This is a genomic window from Pseudomonas sp. TCU-HL1, from assembly GCF_001708505.1.
Taxonomy (GTDB): Bacteria; Pseudomonadota; Gammaproteobacteria; order Pseudomonadales; family Pseudomonadaceae; genus Metapseudomonas.
Map to the genome: position 1 here is coordinate 2,370,883 of NZ_CP015992.1, position 19,738 is coordinate 2,390,620.

Here is a 19,738-nt window from a genome sequence, read left to right on the forward strand (position 1 = left end):
CGCGGTTGCCCACAAGGAAAGCCCGATGGTTGCGTTACTGATACTCGGTGGCCTGTTGCTGATCGTCACCGGCCTGATCTGGCTGGTGATGCTCGCGTTTGGTACCAGCCTGCTCTGGGGGGTTGGCAGCCTGCTGCCGCCGGTCACCCTGGCCTATGTCCTCTGTTACTGGCGCACCGCGCGCAAAGCGGTGGCCCTGAGCGCCATGGGGTTCATTCCGCTGGTTGTGGGGCTGACCATGCTGGCCGCACAAGACCCGGAGCGTCTGCAGGCGATCGTCAGCCTGCGCTGGCTGGGTGATGACAAGCCAACTGCCGCCGAGCTGGAAATCCGCCTCAACGGCGAACTCAATGGCCAGCGTTTCATGCCGTTGCAGGCCGAGTTGGTCGACGGCATCCTCAGCCTGCGTGAAGGCCAGGATTTCTATGCCCGTCGTGAACTGAGCATCCGCATTGGCCAACAGCCCGAAGGTGCCCTGCGCCTGGACGTGCTGCCGAGGGACGCCCCTCCACAGCCTGAAATCGAGATCAGCTGGTTGCTGCCGGAACAGGAACTGCCGGAGGCCCGGCGCATTCCCCGAGGTTACACCCTGCATCTAGACCTCCAGCCGGTGGCGCCGAACCGATTGGCTGGCGACTTCCACCTGGTGTTGCCGCCGAGATTCGCGACCACGCTCAGCGGTCATCTGGAGGTTTACACGGATCGCCTGCGTTATCGCGATGGGCAAGTGGATACGGCGTATGACTCGCGCGATACCGTTGCCTTCGTGATTCGCGATTATCTGCAGCGTCGCTTCGCCACGGCTACGGTTGAGTTGGCACAGCTGCCGGCGTTTAGCCTGCCGGCGCGGCAGCTGGACCTGGATGTGGAGGCGCGAATCGATGGACAGGTCCAACGCCTGCCGCTGCAACTGACCAGGAGCGAAGTGCGTGGCTGGCGCGTACAGCGCGACAGTTTCCCGCCCTTGCCCGCGCCAGGCTCCGCCTCAACTGCGGGCGAGGCACTTGATGCTGCGCCTGCCGCTGCTGATGCCGCGCGGCCAGTGGACCGTCGCCTGCGTTTCTCCCTGCAACACCTGCTGGGCAATCCCAGCCAGTACCAGGAGCTTGGCATGCGTGTTTACACAGTGCGTGGCAGCACTGCCGAAGGGCGCTTTGCCGGTCTGGACCGCGAGGGCCGAATCCTGATTCGCCGCAACCTGGGTGGGGCAGGGATCGCCAGCTTCAGTTTCTCGATTGACGAGGTCGCCGAGGTCGAACTGCTCGAGCCCTGAACCTGCGGGGCGTCGGGTCGCCCGTTATCGTGTTTTCGCTAAGCACTTGAAATCCTTGTCGAAGGCCCCATCTGAATGACATCCGCCGCACATGTAGTGCGGCTTAAACCATCCACGTGGAGTTCGACGACCATGAGTGTGGAAACTCAAAAAGAAACCCTGGGCTTCCAGACCGAAGTGAAGCAGCTGCTTCACCTGATGATCCATTCCCTGTATTCCAACAAGGAAATCTTTCTCCGCGAGTTGATTTCCAACGCCTCCGACGCCGCTGACAAGCTGCGCTTCGAAGCGCTGGCCAAGCCCGAGCTGCTGGAGGGTGGTGCCGAGCTGAAGATCCGCGTCAGCTTCGACAAGGATGCGCGCACCGTCACCCTCGAAGACAACGGCATCGGTATGAGCCGTGACGAGGTGATCGCGCACCTGGGCACCATCGCCAAATCCGGCACTGCCGACTTCCTGAAGAACCTCTCCGGCGACCAGAAGAAGGACTCCCACCTGATCGGCCAGTTCGGCGTGGGCTTCTATTCCGCCTTCATCGTCGCCGACAAAGTGGACGTCTTTACCCGCCGCGCCGGCCTGCCGGCCGCCGAGGGCGTGCATTGGGCGTCGAAGGGCGAGGGTGATTTCGACGTCGCCACGATCGAAAAGGCCGAGCGCGGCACGCGTATCGTCCTGCATCTGAAGTCCGATGAAGCGGAGTTCGCCGACGGCTGGCGCCTGCGCAACGTCATCAAGAAGTACTCCGACCACATCGCGCTACCCATCGAACTGCCGAAGGAGCAGCACGGTGAAGACGCTCCCGCCGAGCCGGAATGGGAAACCGTCAACCGGGCCAGCGCCCTGTGGACCCGTCCGCGCACCGAGGTCAAGGACGAGGAATACCAGGAGTTCTACAAGCACGTTGCCCACGACTTCGAGAACCCGCTGACCTGGAGCCACAACAAGGTCGAAGGCAAGCTGGAATACAACTCGCTGCTCTATGTCCCGGCCCGCGCCCCGTTCGACCTGTATCACCGCGAATCCCCGCGCGGCCTCAAGCTGTACGTGCAGCGCGTGTTCATCATGGACCAGGCGGACCAGTTCCTGCCGCTCTACCTGCGCTTCATCAAGGGTGTGGTGGACTCCAACGACCTGTCGCTGAACGTCTCCCGTGAAATCCTGCAATCAGGCCCGGTGATCGACTCCATGAAGTCGGCCCTGACCAAGCGCGTGCTGGACATGCTGGAGAAGCTGGCGAAGAACGAGCCTGAGCAGTACAAGGGTTTCTGGAGCAACTTCGGCCAGGTGCTGAAGGAAGGCCCGGCGGAAGACTTCGCCAACAAGGAGAAGATCGCCGGCCTGCTGCGCTTCGCCTCTACCCAGGGCGACTCCGGTGAGCAGAGCGTGTCCCTGGCCGAGTACATTGGCCGCATGAAGGAAGGTCAGGACAAGATCTACTACCTCACCGGCGAGAGCTATTCGCAGGTCAGGAACAGCCCGCACCTCGAAGTCTTCCGCAAGAAGGGCATCGAAGTGCTGCTGCTCACCGACCGCATCGACGAGTGGCTGATGAGCTACCTGTCCGACTTCGATGGCAAGGGTTTCGTCGACGTCGCCCGCGGTGATCTCGACCTCGGCAAGCTGGATTCGGAAGAAGACAAGAAGGCCCAGGAAGAAGTCGCCAAGAGCAAGGAAGGGCTGATCGAACGTCTGAAGAAGGCGCTGGATGAGCAGGTCAGTGAAGTGCGCGTGTCCCACCGCCTGACCGACTCTCCGGCCATCCTCGCCATCGGTGAACAGGACCTGGGCCTGCAAATGCGCCAGATCCTCGAAGCCAGCGGCCAGAAGGTGCCGGATTCCAAGCCGATCTTCGAAATCAATCCGGCTCACCCGCTGATCGAGAAGCTTGACGGCGAGCAGGATGAAGACCGCTTCGGCGAGCTGTCCCACATCCTCTTCGACCAGGCCGCCCTGGCCGCCGGCGACAGCCTGAAGGACCCGGCTGCCTACGTGCGCCGCCTGAACAAGCTGCTGGTGGAACTTTCCGCCTGATTGCCGGCTGGAACGAAAGGGGCCCGCGATTGCGGGCCTTTTTCTTGTGCGCCCAGCATGGGCGCACTCTTGGAGGTGTAAGTCCTCCCGTGAGCTGGCCACAGCGAACGAAGCGAAGCGCAACTGCGGAAGGGCGACCGACCGTGGGGAGGAAGCGTGGAGCGAAACTGCGAGCCGATGGACAAGAATCGGATACGAGGCGCTGCCGAGCAGGGCGAGCGGGCAAGAAGCCGCGAAGCTCTCGTGGCCAAGGCGAAGTGGCGTAAATCCGGCGGTTGTGCAGTGAAGGAGTGCGTCCTTACCTGGGGAGATCTCGCCTCATGCCTGAAAGGGCGACGGCGCCAGCCGGAGCGAGAAGTCAGCAGAGGCCGTAGTAGTCGTTTTTTTCGACGAAGGGCCGAACGAGAGAGAGCGCCATAGGCCATCTTGATGCGACATGACCGGAAGTCAGATGCCCGCCAAACGCGGGGCGGACGCCGACGAGAAACGGTGAAGCCGTGAATCGCTCCGTCAGCGACGAGGCATTGCGCCCGCAAGGTGATCCCGAAAGCGCAGGGCAAGGGCTGCTGCAACGCGCCTTTGCGAGAGGCAACCTGCAACGCGCGTGGAAGCGCGTCAAGGCCAATCCTCGATCCCACCTTCAGTGAGCACAGCTACGGTTTTCGTCCGGGTCGTAACGCCCACGGCGCGATTCTCGCGGCGCAGCGGTATGTCGCTTCAGGGCGGCGAATCGTGGTGGATGTGGACCTGGAGAAGTTCTTCGACCGGGTCGATCACGACATTCTGATTGATCGTTTGGGCAAACGGATTGCGGACCGGCCGGTGATCCGGCTGGTGCGTGCCTATCTGGATGCTGGAACGCTAAAGGCTGGTGTGATCGAGAAAAGCCGCTGCGGGGCGCCGCAAGGCGGCCCGCTGTCGCCGTTGCTGGCGAACGTGCTGCTGGATGAAGTGGATCGGGAGCTGGAGCGCAGAGGCCATTGTTTCGTGCGCTACGCCGACGACGCGAACGTCTACGTGCGCAGTCAAAAGGCAGGTGAACGGGTGATGGCCTGGCTGAAGCGCTTGTATGGACGGCTGCACTTGAGTGCCAATGAGCACAAGAGTGCGGTGGCCAACGCGTTTGGCCGTAAGTTTCTGGGTTACGCGTTGTGGTCCAGGCGAGGCGAAGTCAAGCGGGCTGCATCCTATAAGGCGCAACAGCAGTTCAAGCAGCGGATTCGCTGGTACACCCGACGCTCAAGCGGACGCAGCCTGCAGCAAGTTGTCGATGGCTTGCGCCCTTACCTGCTGGGTTGGAAAGCTTACTTTGGCTTGTCACAGACACCAGGCGTCTGGCGAGAGCTGGATGAATGGATACGACACCGCCTGCGAGCGATCCGGCTCAAGCATTGGAAGCGTGGGACGACGACCTACAAAGCGCTGCGAGCACTTGGCGCCAGTGAGGGAACGGCACGGCAAGTGGCGAGGAACACCCGTCGTTGGTGGCGCAACAGCTCCTTGGAGCTGAATCGAGTGCTGAATATCGCCTGGTTCGACCGTTTGGGGCTACCCGCCTGATCTAACCTCAATCTCTCGAACCGCCCGGTGCGGACCCGCATGCCGGGTGGTGTGGCAGGGGAACGGCCTGCGAAGGCCGTCCCCTATGCCGATTTGCAAGGGCGCTTGTTTCTCTTGGAAGCGAAACCCGACGATTCCCGATCAGGCTGCGCGTTGGGCTTCGCGCAGCTCAGCCACAACCTACAAGAGCGGGCCCTCTGTCTGTGGGGGCGAGGCGCTCAGCGCGGCAATTCGATGCGGCTGGTTTCGCCCGGCACGGTCGGCCAGTCGCCTGCTGACCAACGGTTGCGCGCCTGGTCGATCAGCTCCGGACTGCTGGAGACGAAGTTCCAGTTCATCCGCCTTGGGCCATCCAGTTGAGCGCCGCCGATCATCACGAGTTGGCAGCTGCCGCATGCCGAAAGCACGAACTCCACGCCTTCGGGCAGAACCACCAGGCTGCGTGGCTCCAGCGGCTGGTCGTCGAGCGAGGCTTCGCCCTCCAGTAGGTACAGCGCCCTCTGGGGATGCTCGCAAGGGATGGTCAGCGTGGCGCCGGCCTCCAACTGCAGGTCGGCGTACAGGGTGGGGGAGAGCACCGGAACGGGTGATTCCAGGCAGAAGCCCGTGCCCGCGATCAGCCGGATGCGCACGCCGAGCGCTTCCTGCTGTGGCAGGCTGGCGGCCGGATGATGGCTATAGCTGGGTTCGCAGTCTTCGAACTCCTTCGGCAGAGCCAGCCAGACCTGCAGGCCATGGGCGCGGGAGCCGCTAGCTATAAGGCCGGAGGGGGTGCGCTCGACATGGGCGACGCCCCGGCCGGCGGTCATCCAGCTGACGTCGCCGGGCTTCACCAACTGGTCAGAGCCCAGGCTGTCCTTGTGCTGCAGCTCGCCTTCGAACAGGTAGGTGAGGGTGGACAGGCCGATGTGGGGATGCTGGCGCACGTCCATGCCCGTGCCGGGGGCGTAATTCGCTTCCAGCATGTGGTCGAAGAACACGAAGGGCCCGACGCTGCGGCACTGGGCCGAAGGCAGCGGGCGGAGGATGGGGTGCCCGGCCACCTCTTCGGCGCGTGGGCGGATGGTGAGGATGCTCATGCTCGGACTTCCTGCGTGGGTCACTGGCTGAAGTCGCCTTCGGCAAGGCGCGTTTCGATACTCACGTCCACCTGGGTCATCAGCTTGTGCACCGGGCACTTGTCGGCGATGCGCAGCAGGGTGGCGCGTTGCTCGTCAGTGAGGGCGCCGCGCAGCGTCAGCTTCACGTCCAGGCGGTAATGCCCCTTGCGTTCCTCGCTGTCATCGCGGGTCACGGCCACGTCCACGCCGGTCAGTGGAATGCCGTTCTTCTGGGCGTAGTAGGTGACGGTCAGGGCCTTGCAGCTGCCCAGGGCGGCATCGAAATAGTCATGGGGCTCCGGGTCCGCGCCGGCACCCCCCAGGTCCGTCGGCAGGTCGGTGAACAGCGCTGCCTTGCCATCCAGTTCGATGCGCTGGCGAGTGCCGTCGGCGGAATCACGGGTGAGACGGATCGTCATGGAGGGCCTCCTGGCCGGTGAGCGAATGAAGTCCCGGGTAGGCTAACGCAAAGGGCGATGGCCGGGCAGCCGGGCGCGCAAGGTAGCGCGGGAGAATTTCCTCGCCGTACTGCCCCGCAAGCACCGGGGCGAAGCCGGGTACTGAGTCTGTCACGAGGCTGTCATGGGCACGTCATAACCTCGCGCCACAGCAAACAAGGAGCGCGACATGATCCCCTTTCGAATGACAGCACTCATGGCCCTGGGCCTGGCTTCCGGCGTCGCCCTGGCTGACGTACGGGTAGACGGCCCGGTGGAGTACGGCATCTTCGAATCCCAGTACAAGGAATTCCAGCCGGGCGAGCGCGTATTGACCCGCAGCAACCCGACCATTGAGGTCACCGATGAGATCCCGGCCAAGCTGGGCACCAAGTTCGGCATGCGCTACACGCTGGTCGGCAAGCAGGAGAAGGACACGCCGCTGACCCTGCTGTACCTGACCCCCGGCGTGGTCACGCCGGACGGCAAGCGTCACGACAAGTTCGTGGTCGAGCAGAAGATGGCTCCCGGCGCGCCCATGGATGTCATGGCCTTCGAATTCACCGAGCATCACGAAGTGGTGCCGGGCGAGTGGCGCTTCATGGTCTTCCAGGGTGATCGCCTGCTGGCCGAGCAACGTTTCACCGTCCGCTGAGCCCGCGCGCGTTGCCATGGCGCGCTATAGTCGCTGGGTCCGAAGCAGGTGAGAGGCACGGGCCCATGGCCGAACAGATCAGCATCCTGGTGGTCGACGACGACGAGGCGATCCGCGAACTGTTGCTGGATTACCTCGGCGGCCAGGGCTATCAGGTCCACGCCGTGGCCGACAGCCGCCAGCTGCGTGCGCGGCTGGTCGAGGCGCTGCCCGACCTGGTGCTGCTGGACGTCGGCCTGCCCGGCGAGGATGGCCTGAGCCTGGCGCGCTTCCTGCGCGAACATCACGATTTGCCGGTGATCATGGTGTCCGGCGCTGGAACGCCGCTGGACCGCATCGTCGGCCTGGAGGTAGGTGCCGACGATTACCTGGCCAAGCCCTTCGACCCTCGCGAGCTGCTGGCACGGGTCAAGACCGTGCTGCGGCGTTATCGCCGCGCGCCAGCCGCCCTTGCGCAGCCTGCCGTTGAAACTGAAAGCACCTGCTTGCAACTGGGCCTGTGTCGCCTCGACCTCCAGAGCCGTCAGCTGTTCGATGCGGCAGGTGAGGAAATTCCGCTCACCGCCATGGAGTTCGACCTGCTCCAGGCCTTCGCCCAGCGCCCCAACCGGCCGCTGTCCCGCGACCAGTTGCTGAACCTGACCCAACATCGCGACTGGAACCCCTTCGACCGCTCCATCGACATCCGCATCGCGCGCCTGCGCCGCAAGCTGGAAGCGGACCCGGACAAGCCGCAGATCATCCGCACCGTGCGCGGCGTCGGCTACATGTTCGTCCCGGGATGAGGCCGATCGTAGGAGCGAACTCATTCGCGAAAGCCGCGTAACGGCCGTGGATCACGCTTTACCGATCCACCATTCGTGCGCACAACGAGCACCGCTGGTGGACGTAAAGAGCGACGTCCACCCTTGAAACGGTGCCGCCCTTGGCGAATGTAGCCGCCCCTTTGTTTCAATTGTTTCAATCGCCCCGAGGCCGCTGCGGGCGCGGCCGGGCTGTCTCTATACTCAGGCTGTCCGCCCACGTCCGGAGGGTCTCCTGGTGAGTCAGCCCCTGACCAGCCGCTTCGCCGTCAGCGCCGAGGAACATCGCCTCCGGCAGATCGTCGATAACAGCAGTGCGGTGATCTACGTGAAGGACCTGGACGGCCGCCTGGTACTGGTCAATCGTGCTTTCGAGCGCTTATTCAAGGTGCGGGCCGAGCGGGTGCTGGGGCATACCGACCACGAGTTCTTCCCCCCGGAAATCGCCGACGTACTGCGGGCCAATGACCTGCGAGTGATCCAGCTCGGCCATGAATTGGAGTTCGAGGAACAGGTGCCCATGGGCGGTGGAATCCGTACTTACCTGTCGAACAAGTTTCCGTTGTTCGACAGCGAAGGCCGGGTCAGCGCCATCTGTGGTATCTCCACCGACATCAGCTCCCGCAAGAGCCTGGAAGAAGTCCTGCGCTTCGTCGCCCTGGGAGTGTCCGCCGCCACCGGCAACGAAGTGTTTGAGGCCATCGCGCGCTACATGGTGCGTTCGCTGAATGCCGACTTTGCCTTTGTCAGCCGTATCAGCGATGAGGGCCCACAGCGCCTGACCACCCTGGCGCTTTACTACGAGGGCAAGCTGCACCAGAACGCCACCTACGATCTCAACGGCACGCCCTGCGCCGAGGTGTTCGGCCGCAGCTTCCACTTCGTGCCCCGCGACCTGCGCAGTTCCTACCCCCGCGACGACGTGCTGGCCGCCTTCGGCGTCGACAGCTACGCCGGCTACCCGCTGTTCGCCAGCGACGGCCGCCCCCTGGGGTTGATCGCTGCCGGACGCCTGGGGCCCATGAGCGATCGCGACAAGGTCGAGTCGGTACTGCGTATCTTCTCGGTGCGGGCCGCTGCGGAAATCGAGCGCCTGGAGGCTGAAGCCAGCTACCGGGCGATCTTCAATACATCCGAAGACGCCATCTTCGTCCACGACATCGAGAGTGGCGTCCTGGTGGACGTGAACCCCAAGGCTTGCCGCGCCTATGGCTACAGCTACGAGGAAATGCTCAAGCTGGAAATCGACGCCTTCAGCGCCGGCTATTCGCCCTATACCGGCAAGGAGGCTGCCGGCCACCTTGCGCGTGCCGCCGCGGGACAGGTGCAGCGCTTCGAATGGCACCGGCGCAACCGCGACGGGACTCTGCATTGGGATGAGGTGCTGCTCAAGCGCGTGGCCATTGGCGGCATTGACCGCATCCTCGGCATCACCCGCGAGATCACCCAGCGCAAGGAAGCCGAGCAGGCCCTGCGCGCCAGCGAAATGCAGTACCGGGCCATTACCAACACGGCTCTGGATTGCTTCATCAGCATGGATGAGGCGGGGCGGGTGCTGGCCTTCAACCCGGCGGCGGAGCAGTGCTTTGGCATCAGCCGCGAGCAGGCGCTAGGCCACTCGCTGCTGAAGCTGATCATCCCGCCGCGCTTCCGCGATGCCTACGAACACGCGCTGGAGCACTATCTGCAGACCGGGCACGGTGCCTTCCTCGGCAAACGCATGGAAGTGGTGGCCCAACGTGCCGATGGCCGTGAATTCTCCGCCGAGCTGGCGCTGACCCAGGTGCCGGGTGACGAGGGGCCGCGCTTCATCTGTTACCTGCGCGATATCACCGAGCGTACCCAGGCCGAAGAGGAGCGCGCCCGCCTGGAACAGCAGTTGCGCCAGGCCCAGCGCATGGAAGCCATCGGGCATCTCACCGGGGGTATCGCCCACGACTTCAACAACCTGCTCACCAGCATGCTCGGCTACACCGTGATGGCCCAGGAGCTGGCGGAGCAGGGGGGGGATGAGCGGCTCGGCAAGTACCTGTCCCGCGTGCAGCGCTCGGCGGAGAAGGCCCGTGACCTGATCCAGCAGATGCTCACCTTCAGCCGTGGCAGTCGCGGCAAGCCCCAGGTGGTGGCGCTTGACCTCTTGCTGGGCGACTTCATCCGCCTGGTGGAGTCGACCTTGCCGGCGACCGTCGAGCTGGAGGTGAAACTGGACCACGGCCTGCCGCAGGTGCTGGCAGACCCTGTGCAACTGGAACAGGTGCTAATGAACCTCTGCATCAACGCTCGCGATGCCATGGGTAGCGTCGGCCAGTTGCGGGTGAGCCTGTGCCAGCAGGAACTGGAGGGCGTCTGCGCGTCCTGCCAGCAGCGAATCAAGGGCCCCTATGTTGCGCTTACCGTGAGTGACAGCGGGCCGGGAATCGACCCAACCTTGCGTACGCAGATCTTCGAGCCGTTCTTCTCCACCAAGGCCAGTGGCCAGGGTAGCGGCATGGGCCTGTCCATGGTGCACGGCATCGTCCATGAGTACGGCGGCCATATCCACCTGGACAGTGCACCGGGGCAGGGCGCCACCTTCCGGGTGCTGATGCCGGCCCACGGCCCGGCGGCGCCTGCGGAAGTGGCGAGCTCCCCGATGACCGAGCGCCCGCTGCTGCGTTCGGCCCTTTGTGGGCGGGTGGCGGTGGTGGACGACGACGCCACGGTGGCGGAGTTCATGGGGGAACTGCTCGAGGGCTGGGGACTGGAAGCCGGCATCTTCTGCGACGCGGAGCAGGCCAGCCAGCTGCTGTGCGCCGATCCCTACGGCTGGGATTTCGTCATTCTCGACCAGAGCATGCCGCGCCTTTCCGGCTTGCAGCTGGCGCGGCGCCTGCTGGCGTCCCGCGCCGACCTGCCCATCGTGCTCTACACCGGCTTCAGTGATTCGCTTCTGGAGAGCGAGGTGCAGCAGCAGGGCGTGAAGGCGTTGCTGACCAAACCGTTGAACCAGCAGCGCCTGCATCAGTTGTTGCAGGCGTGGCTGGGCAGCCCGAGGAGTGGATACAAAGCGGAAACAAACTGAGCGCTGCCAGCCATCGGGCTGATACAGGCCGGGACCAAGCTGGTGTCCAAGGCGGGGCGATGCCGCCGACCAGAACCCCAGGCAGGAGCGCATCATGTTCACCTACTTCAAGCGCGTTTCGATTCTCTTATACGGCCTGATCAGCTACCTGATCTTCTTCGCCACCTTCGTCTATTCCATCGGCTTCATCGCCAATCTGCCGTTCGCCCCGCGAACCCTGGATGGCGAGCCGCGCCTGCCGTTCTGGACTGCCCTGGGGATCGACGTATTGCTGCTGGGTGTGTTCGCCGTCCAGCACAGCCTAATGGCCCGCCCGGCCTTCAAGGCCTGGTGGACCCAATGGATACCGCCGGCGGCCGAACGCAGCACCTATGTGCTGTTTTCCAGCCTTGCGCTGATCCTGCTGTACAGGTACTGGCAGCCCCTGGGCGGTGAGATCTGGAGCATCGAGAACCGCTCCGGCCGGCTGGTGCTGGGCGCAACCTTCGGCTTCGGCTGGGCGCTGGTGTTCTACGCCACCTTGCTGATCAATCACTTCGACCTGTTCGGCCTGCGGCAGGTCTGGCTGAACCTGCTGGGTAAGCCCTATACCGCGCTGGTGTTCAAGATGCCGGGCGCCTACAAGCTGGTGCGGCATCCACTGTACCTGGGCTGGTTCCTGTGCTTCTGGGCGGCCCCGACCATGACGGCGACTCACCTGCTGTTTGCCGTGCTGACCAGTATCTACATCCTCGCTGCCATCCAGCTGGAAGAGCGCGACCTGCTGCGGGCACACCCGGAGTACGCCGATTACCGGCGCCAGGTACCCATGCTGCTGCCGCGTGTCGGTGGTCGCGACAAGTCGGAAGGTAACCGCGAAGCGGCTTGAGGCTGCAAAAACAGAAAGGGCGCCTGAATCGGCGCCCTTTCTGCATTTCGGAGTCTACCGGGGCAATCAGCCCTGGTAGCGCTTCAGTACCAGGGTGGCGTTGGTGCCGCCGAAGCCGAAGCTGTTCGACATCACGGTGTCAACCTTCGCGTTTTCCTGGGTCTGGCGCAGGATCGGCAGGTCGGCCACTTCCGGGTCCAGCTCGTCAATGTTGGCGGAGCCGGCCATGAACTTGCCTTCCATCATAAGCAGGCAGTAGATGGTTTCCTGCACGCCAGCGGCGCCCAGGGAGTGGCCAGACAGGCTCTTGGTGGAGCTGATGGCCGGTGCCTTGTCGCCAAACACTGCACGTACGCCGCGGATTTCCGCCACGTCGCCCACGGGGGTAGAGGTACCGTGGGTGTTCAGGTAGTCGATCGGCGTGTCGACGGTGGACAGCGCTTGCTGCATGCAGCGGATGGCGCCTTCGCCGCTCGGAGCAACCATGTCGTAGCCGTCGGAAGTCGCGCCGTAGCCGACGATTTCCGCGTAGATCTTGGCGCCGCGCTTGAGCGCGTGTTCCAGCTCCTCGACCACGACCATGCCGCCGCCGCCGGCGATGACGAAGCCGTCACGCTTGGCGTCGTAGGCGCGGGAGGCGCGCTCGGGGGTTTCGTTGTACTGGGTGGACAGGGCGCCCATGGCGTCGAACAGGCAGCTCTGGCTCCAATGTTCTTCTTCACCGCCGCCGGCGAAGACCATGTCCTGCTTGCCCAGCTGGATCTGCTCCATGGCCTGGCCGATGCAATGCGCGCTGGTGGCGCAGGCGGAGGAAATGGAGAAGTTCACGCCCTTGATCTGGAAGGGGGTGGCCAGGCACGCGGAAACGGTGCTGCCCATGGTGCGGGTCACGCGGTATGGGCCGATGCGCTTGACGCCTTTCTCGCGCAGGGTGTCGATGGCTTCCATCTGGTTGACAGTGGACGCGCCACCGGAGCCGGCGATCAGGCCTACGCGCGGGTTGGAGATCTGCTCGGCGGTCAGGCCGGCGTCTTCGATAGCCTGCTGCATGGCCAGGTAGGCGTAGGCAGCGGCATCACCCATGAAGCGGAAGAGCTTGCGATCGATCAGCTCTTCCAGGTTCAGGTTGACGGAGCCTGAGACCTGGCTGCGCAGACCCATCTCCGCATAGGAGGGGTTGTGGCGGATACCGGAACGGCCGGTGCGCAGGTTCTCGGAAACGGTGGCTTTGTCATTGCCCAGGCAGGAAACGATGCCCAGGCCAGTGATCACGACGCGACGCATGCGGATGTCCTTCAGAAGCTGTCGGTAGAGGTGAACAGGCCGACGCGCAGGCCTTCGGCGCTGTATATCTCGCGGCCGTCGACGGCAACGGTGCCATCGGCAATGCCGAGGATCAGCGAACGATTAATAGTGCGCTTGATGTGGATGTTGTAGGTGATCTTTTTCGCGGACGGCAAGATCTGGCCGAAGAACTTGACTTCGCCGGAGCCCAGGGCACGGCCGCGGCCGGGATTGCCCTGCCAGCCGAGGTAGAAACCGACCAGCTGCCACATGGCGTCGAGGCCGAGGCAGCCGGGCATGACCGGGTCGCCTTCGAAGTGGCAGGCGAAGAACCACAGGTCGGGATTGATGTCGAGCTCGGCGACGATCTCGCCTTTGCCGTACTTCCCGCCGGTTTCGCTGATATGCACGATGCGATCGATCATCAGCATGTTGGGGGCGGGCAGTTGCGCATTACCTGGGCCGAACAGCTCGCCGCGACTGCAGCGCAGCAGGTCTTCCCGGGTATAGGCGTTTTGTTTGGTCATGCGAGCTCCTCAATGGTCCCCGTGCGGCACAGGGATTTGCATTCATCCTTCTGCCGCGCGCGTACTTGGGCGTCTGTCGGCAGACTAGTCATAGACTGTTGCGTTGCGGTGAAAGTCACAGAGTGGCGAGCACAGTCGTTCACTTGATGACGGAAACCAGCCACAAAGGGCGTGCCAGGGGCACTCCACGCGCAAATCGTGGTGCACTTTACCATTCCCGGACACTCGACGAATGTCTGGAAACGGCACCTTTCAATTCAGTCCGACGGCTTGCTCAGCCAACGTTGCATCACACGCAGCAGGTCGGCGCGCTTGAAGGGCTTGGCCAGGTAATCGTTCATGCCCGCCGCCAGGCAGGCTTCACGGTCGCCCTGAAGGGCGTTTGCGGTGAGGGCGATAATCGGCAGCGTTGCGCTGCCATTCATCTGGCGAATCTGGCGGGTGGCCTCGTAGCCGTCCAGTACTGGCAGGCGGCAGTCCATGAGGATGGCGGCGTAGGGATGGCGCGAAGCCTGGTGCACCGCCTGGGCGCCATCCCCCACCAGGCTGACCTGATACCCCAGGCTGCGCAGCATGGCTTCGATCACGGTCTGGTTCACCGGGTTGTCTTCCACCAGCAGCACGTGCTGGCCGTTGCCATCCCGATGGCCTGGGTCCTGGCTGGAGAGCGCATCCGTTCCCAGGGGGCGGAACGGCAGGGGAATTTCCAGGGTGAACACCGAACCCGAGCCTTCATGGCTTTCGGCCCGCAGGGTGCCGCCCATGCGCTCGGCCAGGGTGCGGGCGATGGGCAGGCCGAGACCGGTGCCCCCATAGCGGCGGGAAATCGAATGGTCGGCCTGCTGGAACGCGTCGAACATATGCTCCAGGCGGTCCGGCGGGATGCCGATACCGCTGTCGCGCACGGCGCAGGTAAGCCAGAGCACCTCACTATCGAGGGCCTGCCAGCGGGTTTCCACCCTGATGCCGCCTTCCTCGGTGAACTTCAGCGCATTGCCTACCAGATTCACCAGGATCTGCCTCAGGCGCGTCGGGTCGCCTTGGGCTTCCACTCGCTCCAGGCCTTCCTGGGTGTCCAGGGTCAGGACCAACCCGCGCTGTTGGGCGCTGTGCTGGAACACCTGCACGGAGCTGAGGATCAGGTCCAGCAGGTTGAAGGGGATGCGCTCCAGTTCCAGCGCGCCGCGTTCGATGCGGGAGAAATCGAGAATGTCGTTGATCACCTTCAGCAGGTGCTCGGTGGACTCCGTGGCCAGGGCGGCGTATTCCGCCTGTTCCTCGTTCATCTCGGTGGTTTCGAGCAATTGCAGCATGCCCAGCACGCCATTCATGGGTGTGCGCAGTTCATGGCTCATTATCGCCAGGAAGTCGGATTTGGCGCGGTTGGCCATTTCCGACTCCTCGCGGGCCTTGATCAACTGGTCCATGGCCTGTTGCTGTTCGTGGCTGGCCTGCGACAGGCCGCTGGCGAGGTTGTTGATGTGGCGGCCCAGGTTCCCCAGTTCGCTATCGTCCACCACCGGCAGGCTGGCATTGTAGTTGCCGTCCTGGATGGCCTTGACTGCTTCGCTCATGGCGCTGATGGGTTGCGACAGGCGGGTGGCCAGGCGGCGAGCGAGGAGGAAAGTCAGGAGCAGGGCGATCAGGGCCAGCACCGTGGCCTTGAAGAGGATTTCCTGCTGGCGGCTGCTGAAGGCATCGTTGGACATGCCGACCACGACCCGGCCCAGGTAGTTGCCGTCGTGGCTGCGGCCGTCGCTACGGGCCAGGGTGCGACGGGCCTGCAGGTGCAGCTGCTGCTGGATGATCGGTGCGTGGAACACTTCCACCTGGGCACCGCTCTTCTCCAGGCTTTCCTGCTGTTCCAGATAGACCAGGATATTGTCGGCGCGGTCCCGTACTTCGAGGAACCGCACATGGGGCGTGCCCAGGCTGGCCTGGAGCAGCCCCTCCAGCACCTCCAGGTTGCCGGTGACCACGCCGTATTCCGCGGCCGGGGCGAGCTGGCTGGCGATCAGTTGGCCGGTGTGGTTCAGCTCCTGGCGCAAGTCCTGGAGGCGGGCGAAGGTGAAGAAGCCAGTGAGCAACAGTGTGAGCAGCAATGCTGGACCGAGGCTGATCAGCTGGGTGCGGGTATGGATATCCCCGCGCTGCCGCAAACTCATAGGCGCGGCTCTCCTGCGGCGGCGGTGCGGGTTGGGGGTCGGGGGGCGGGTTGGCACATCGTCCTTCGGCCTCGGTGCTGGGTCGTCCGTGGGGGCAGATCCATGCAGGAACTTTAGTCCCGTTATGCCCCAATGCTGGGGGAAATTTTGAAGCGCGGGGGATTGTCCGGGAGCGAATGGCAACCTTGGCGTCAAAAAACTGTGGCATCTTAACCGAGGATTGGCACTTTGCCAGCGCAAAGCCTCTGGATAGAGGCTGGCTGGCCGACGGCGCCTCCGTATAATGCGTGGATTCGCCATCCAATGGCCTACATGGATCCGTTATGACTGAACAGCAACCCGTCGCGGTGCTAGGCGGCGGCAGCTTCGGCACCGCCATTGCCAACCTGCTGGCCGAGAATGGCCAGCGCGTGCGCCACTGGATGCGCGACCCCGAGCAGGCCGAGGCGATCCGTACCCAGCGCGAGAACCCGCGCTACCTCAAGGGCGTGAAGATCCATCCCGGCGTGGAGCCGGACACTGACCTGCCCGCCGTGCTCGCCGATTGCGAGCTGGTGTTCGTCGCCTTGCCATCCAGCGCCCTGCGCAAGGTGCTCGAGCCCGTGGCCGGGCAACTGACCGGCAAGTTCCTGGTCAGCACGACCAAGGGCATCGAGGCGCATACCTTCAAGTTGATGAGCCAGATTCTCGAAGAGGTGGCCCCGGATGCACGTATCGGCGTGATATCCGGCCCCAACCTGGCCAAGGAAGTCGCCGACCACGCGCTGACCGCCACCGTGGTTGCCAGCGAGGATGCCGAACTCTGCACGCGTGTGCAGGAAGCCCTGCATGGCCGTACCTTCCGCGTCTACGCCAGCCAGGACCGCTTCGGTGTCGAGCTGGGCGGCGCGCTGAAGAACGTCTACGCGATCATCGCCGGCATGGCGGCCGCGCTGGAGATGGGCGAAAACACCAAAAGCATGCTGATTACCCGCGCGCTGGCGGAGATGACCCGTTTCGCCGTCAAGCTCGGGGCCAACCCCATGACGTTCCTCGGCCTGGCCGGCGTGGGCGACCTGATCGTCACCTGCTCCTCGCCCAAGAGCCGTAACTACCAGGTGGGCTATGCCCTGGGCGAAGGCCTCAGCCTCGACGATGCCGTGGCGCGCCTGGGCGAGGTGGCCGAGGGCGTGAACACCCTCAAGGTGCTCAAGACCCGCGCCGAAGAGCTCCAGGTCTACATGCCACTGGTCGCGGGCCTGCATGCCATCCTTTTCGAGGGGCGTACGCTGGCGCAGGTGATCGAGGTACTGATGCGCGGCGAACCCAAGACGGACGTAGACTTCATTCCAACGACTGGCTTCTGAGCCACGCTTTCGGACAAGGAGATTCCCCATGAGTGATGAGCGCGACGACCTGCAGCGTGAACACATCCTGCTGCGCGTCCTCTGGATGCTGATTTTCGTCATCGTCTGGCAACTGGCCGAGATCGTCCTCGGCGCCGTGGTCCTGCTGCAGCTCGGCTACCGTGCCTTCTACGGTGCGCCCAATGGCGGCCTGCTGTCCTTCGGCGATAGCCTGAGCCAGTACCTGGCGCAGATCGGCCGCTTCGGCACCTTCAATACCGAAGAAAAGCCCTGGCCCTTCGCCGACTGGCCCGCTGCCCGCGCAGCCGAAGGCGAAGCCCCCCATGAGGTGCCGCCTGCCGCCCACCCGGTACGTGATGAAGAGCCCAAGCTATGAGGCTCTGGCTGCTGCGCCACGGCGAGGCCGAGCCGCGCGCTCGCACCGACGCCGAGCGCGAGCTGACCCGCCACGGCCGCAAGGAAGTGCTGCACAGCGCGGCCCAGCTCGCCGGGCGGCCGCTGGGCGCGATACTCGCCAGCCCCTACGTTCGGGCGCAGCAGACTGCCGAGCTGATTCGCGATGCCCTGGGTTTCAAAGGCGCCGTGGGCACCGCGCCTTGGCTGACCCCTGACAGCGATCCGCGTGAAGCCCTGAACTTCCTCGCTGAACGCGGCGAGCAGGACCTTTTGCTGGTCACCCATAATCCCTTCGTCAGCGAACTGGCGGGCCTGTTGATCCATGGCCATCGCCAGGAACCCTTGCCCATGAGCACGGCCAGCCTGGCCGAGTTGGAAGGCGACCTGCTGATTCCAGGCCTGATGTCCTTGCGGTCGCTGCATCACGCTCGCCATCACTGACGATTCGCAACATTTCTTAACTTGCGCCTCCTCCGGGTGCGTGGAATAGTCGCCCAAGCAAGTGCTTGGTTGTCCCCCACAAAAAAGAAAAAAGGAGGAGGCCCTGTGGCTGATGCAGTCCGTTTGCCGCTTGAAATGTTCTTTGAGCGTGAAGCTCGTCACCCGAACAAGCGCTACCTGGTCCAGCCACTCGGCGGCGGCCGGCTCGAAGAGCTGACCTGGGCCGACGTGGGCGAGCAGGCCCGCCGTGCAGCCAGCTGGCTGCGGGGCAGGGAGCTACCCCAGGGCAGCCGAATCGCGATCATTTCCAAGAACTGCGCCCACTGGATAGTCGCCGACCTGGCGATCTGGATGGCCGGGCATGTTTCCGTTCCCCTCTATCCCAACCTCACGGCCGACTCGGTCCGCCAGGTGCTGGAACACTCTGAGTCGGCGCTGGCGTTCATCGGCAAACTCGACGACTGGCCGTCCATGGCCAGTGGCGTGCCCACAGGCGTCCCAACCGTTGCCCTGCCCATCCATCCCGTGGGTGAGTTCGAGTTCAGTTGGTCAGACCTGCAGGCCTGCAATCCGATCCAGGACAGCCCCAAGGGCGCTCCCGACCAGCTCGCCACCATCATCTACACCTCCGGCACCACGGGCACGCCCAAGGGGGTGATGCACAACTTCAGCAACTTCGCCTTCGCCGCCAGCCATGGCGTGCAACTGTTCCAGACTGGCGAGGATGACCGCCTGCTGTCCTACCTGCCGCTCTGTCACGTGGCCGAGCGCATGTTCGTCGAGATGGGATCGCTCTATGCCGGGCAGACAGTGTTCTTCGCCGAGAGCCTGGACACCTTCCTTGACGATCTGCGCCGCGCCCGGCCCACCGCCATCTTCGGCGTGCCGCGGATCTGGACCAAGTTCCAGATGGGCGTCTATTCCAAGATGCCGGCGCAGAAGCTCGATCGCCTGCTCAGGCTGCCCGTCATCGGCCGCATGATCGGGCGCAAGGTGCTCGCCGGCCTCGGCCTGGATGCCGTACGCAACGCCCTGTGCGGCGCCGCGCCGGTGCCCGAGGCGTTGCTGAACTGGTACAAGCGCCTCGGCCTGGAGGTGCTGGAGGTCTACGGCATGACCGAGAACTGCGGCTACTCCCACCTGTGCCGCAAGGGCGAGGTGAAGCCCGGCTGGATCGGCCGCTACAGCCCTGGCGTGGAAGTGCGCATCAGTGAAGAGGGCGAAGTGCAGGTGCGCAGCGGTGCCACCATGCAGGGTTACTACAAGGACCCTGTCCGCACGGCCGAAACTCTCACCGATGACGGCTACCTGCGCACCGGCGACAAGGGTGAACAAGACGCCAATGGCAACCTGCGCCTGACCGGGCGTATCAAGGAAATCTTCAAGACCAGCAAGGGCAAGTACGTGGCCCCGGCGCCCATCGAGAATCGCCTGGCGGTGCATCCGCGCATTGAGCAGGTCTGCGTGGTGGGCGATGGGCTGCCGCAGCCCATGGCCCTCTGCGTGCTGTCCGAGGTCGGCCGCCAGGAGGCGGCCAACAGTGCCCGCGCTGAGCTGGAAGTCAGCCTGCGCGGCCTGCTGGAGGAGGTCAACGGCGTACTCGACAAGCACGAACGCCTGCACGGTCTGGTGCTGGTCAAAGAGGTCTGGGCAGTGGACAACGGCTTCCTCACACCCACCCTGAAGATCAAGCGCAACATGGTGGAAGACGCCTACGGCAAGCGCTTCCCAGAATGGATCGAGCGTCAGGAAGCGGTGCTCTGGCACGAATGATCCTGCCCGGCCGGGACG

At 64.1% G+C, this 19,738-nt stretch carries 15 protein-coding genes and 1 pseudogene; 11 read left to right on the top strand and 5 right to left on the bottom strand.

Going from position 1 to position 19,738, the window contains the following annotated elements; all coding sequences use genetic code 11:
• Positions 1-25 precede the first annotated feature (25 nt).
• The 3 genes and pseudogenes from THL1_RS10935 to THL1_RS10945 all read left to right on the top strand — a co-directional run bounded on the left by THL1_RS10935 (position 26) and on the right by THL1_RS10945 (position 4,864).
• Entirely contained in the window at positions 26-1,273 is a 1,248-nt protein-coding gene (locus tag THL1_RS10935; protein WP_069083290.1) for an MFS transporter, read from the top strand.
• 132 nt (positions 1,274-1,405) lie between these two features.
• Entirely contained in the window at positions 1,406-3,304 is a 1,899-nt protein-coding gene (htpG, locus tag THL1_RS10940) for a molecular chaperone HtpG (protein ID WP_069083291.1), read from the top strand.
• A gap of 497 nt (positions 3,305-3,801) precedes the next feature.
• Positions 3,802-4,864: pseudogene (locus tag THL1_RS10945) on the top strand (reverse transcriptase domain-containing protein).
• Positions 4,865-5,082: 218 nt separating this feature from the next.
• On the opposite strand, the gene THL1_RS10950 reads toward THL1_RS10945, so the two are convergent.
• Entirely contained in the window at positions 5,083-5,943 is an 861-nt protein-coding gene (locus THL1_RS10950; protein WP_069083292.1) for a pirin family protein, read from the bottom strand.
• Positions 5,944-5,963: 20 nt separating this feature from the next.
• Positions 5,964-6,383, bottom strand: a complete 420-nt coding sequence (locus THL1_RS10955; RefSeq protein WP_069083293.1) for an OsmC family protein — start codon at positions 6,381-6,383, stop codon at positions 5,964-5,966.
• 208 nt (positions 6,384-6,591) lie between these two features.
• Here THL1_RS10955 and THL1_RS10960 point away from each other — a divergent pair, with 208 nt between their 5' ends.
• From THL1_RS10960 to mddA, 4 genes are all read left to right on the top strand, one after another.
• Entirely contained in the window at positions 6,592-7,056 is a 465-nt protein-coding gene (locus THL1_RS10960; RefSeq protein WP_069083294.1) for a DUF3859 domain-containing protein, read from the top strand.
• 65 nt (positions 7,057-7,121) lie between these two features.
• Positions 7,122-7,841 carry a response regulator gene (locus tag THL1_RS10965; protein ID WP_069083295.1) on the top strand — a complete coding sequence of 240 codons (720 nt, stop codon included), beginning with the start codon at positions 7,122-7,124 and terminating at the stop codon, positions 7,839-7,841.
• A 256-nt stretch (positions 7,842-8,097) separates the two neighbouring features.
• On the top strand, positions 8,098-10,920 hold the full coding sequence (locus tag THL1_RS10970) for a PAS domain S-box protein (RefSeq protein WP_069083296.1): 2,823 nt from the start codon (positions 8,098-8,100) through the stop codon (positions 10,918-10,920).
• 94 nt (positions 10,921-11,014) lie between these two features.
• Positions 11,015-11,788: a methanethiol S-methyltransferase gene (gene mddA, locus THL1_RS10975; RefSeq protein WP_069083297.1), complete on the top strand. Its 774-nt coding sequence runs from the start codon at positions 11,015-11,017 to the stop codon at positions 11,786-11,788.
• A gap of 66 nt (positions 11,789-11,854) precedes the next feature.
• Here mddA and fabB read toward each other — a convergent pair whose 3' ends face one another.
• From fabB to THL1_RS10990, 3 genes are all read right to left on the bottom strand, one after another.
• Positions 11,855-13,072: a beta-ketoacyl-ACP synthase I gene (fabB, locus tag THL1_RS10980; RefSeq protein ID WP_069083298.1), complete on the bottom strand. Its 1,218-nt coding sequence runs from the start codon at positions 13,070-13,072 to the stop codon at positions 11,855-11,857.
• Between the two features lie 11 nt (positions 13,073-13,083).
• Positions 13,084-13,599: a 3-hydroxyacyl-[acyl-carrier-protein] dehydratase FabA gene (gene fabA / locus THL1_RS10985; RefSeq protein ID WP_069083299.1), complete on the bottom strand. Its 516-nt coding sequence runs from the start codon at positions 13,597-13,599 to the stop codon at positions 13,084-13,086.
• Positions 13,600-13,856: 257 nt separating this feature from the next.
• The gene (locus THL1_RS10990; protein ID WP_069083300.1) at positions 13,857-15,764 is read right to left on the bottom strand and encodes an ATP-binding protein; all 1,908 of its coding nucleotides are present in this window, start codon (positions 15,762-15,764) and stop codon (positions 13,857-13,859) included.
• 323 nt (positions 15,765-16,087) lie between these two features.
• On the opposite strand from THL1_RS10990, the gene THL1_RS10995 reads away from it, so the two are divergent.
• The 4 genes from THL1_RS10995 (at position 16,088) to THL1_RS11010 (ending at position 19,720) form a co-directional block, all read left to right on the top strand.
• Positions 16,088-17,110 carry an NAD(P)H-dependent glycerol-3-phosphate dehydrogenase gene (locus THL1_RS10995; RefSeq protein ID WP_069083301.1) on the top strand — a complete coding sequence of 341 codons (1,023 nt, stop codon included), beginning with the start codon at positions 16,088-16,090 and terminating at the stop codon, positions 17,108-17,110.
• Positions 17,111-17,138: 28 nt separating this feature from the next.
• Positions 17,139-17,486, top strand: coding sequence for a DUF4389 domain-containing protein (locus tag THL1_RS11000; RefSeq protein WP_069083302.1), 348 nt, complete (start codon positions 17,139-17,141; stop codon positions 17,484-17,486).
• A complete protein-coding gene (gene sixA, locus THL1_RS11005; protein WP_069083303.1) occupies positions 17,483-17,947 on the top strand; it encodes a phosphohistidine phosphatase SixA in 465 nt (154 codons plus the stop codon). Before THL1_RS11000 ends, sixA begins: the two co-directional genes overlap by 4 nt.
• 105 nt (positions 17,948-18,052) lie before the next feature.
• Positions 18,053-19,720 carry an AMP-binding protein gene (locus THL1_RS11010; RefSeq protein ID WP_069083304.1) on the top strand — a complete coding sequence of 556 codons (1,668 nt, stop codon included), beginning with the start codon at positions 18,053-18,055 and terminating at the stop codon, positions 19,718-19,720.
• The last annotated feature ends 18 nt before the right edge of the window (positions 19,721-19,738 follow it).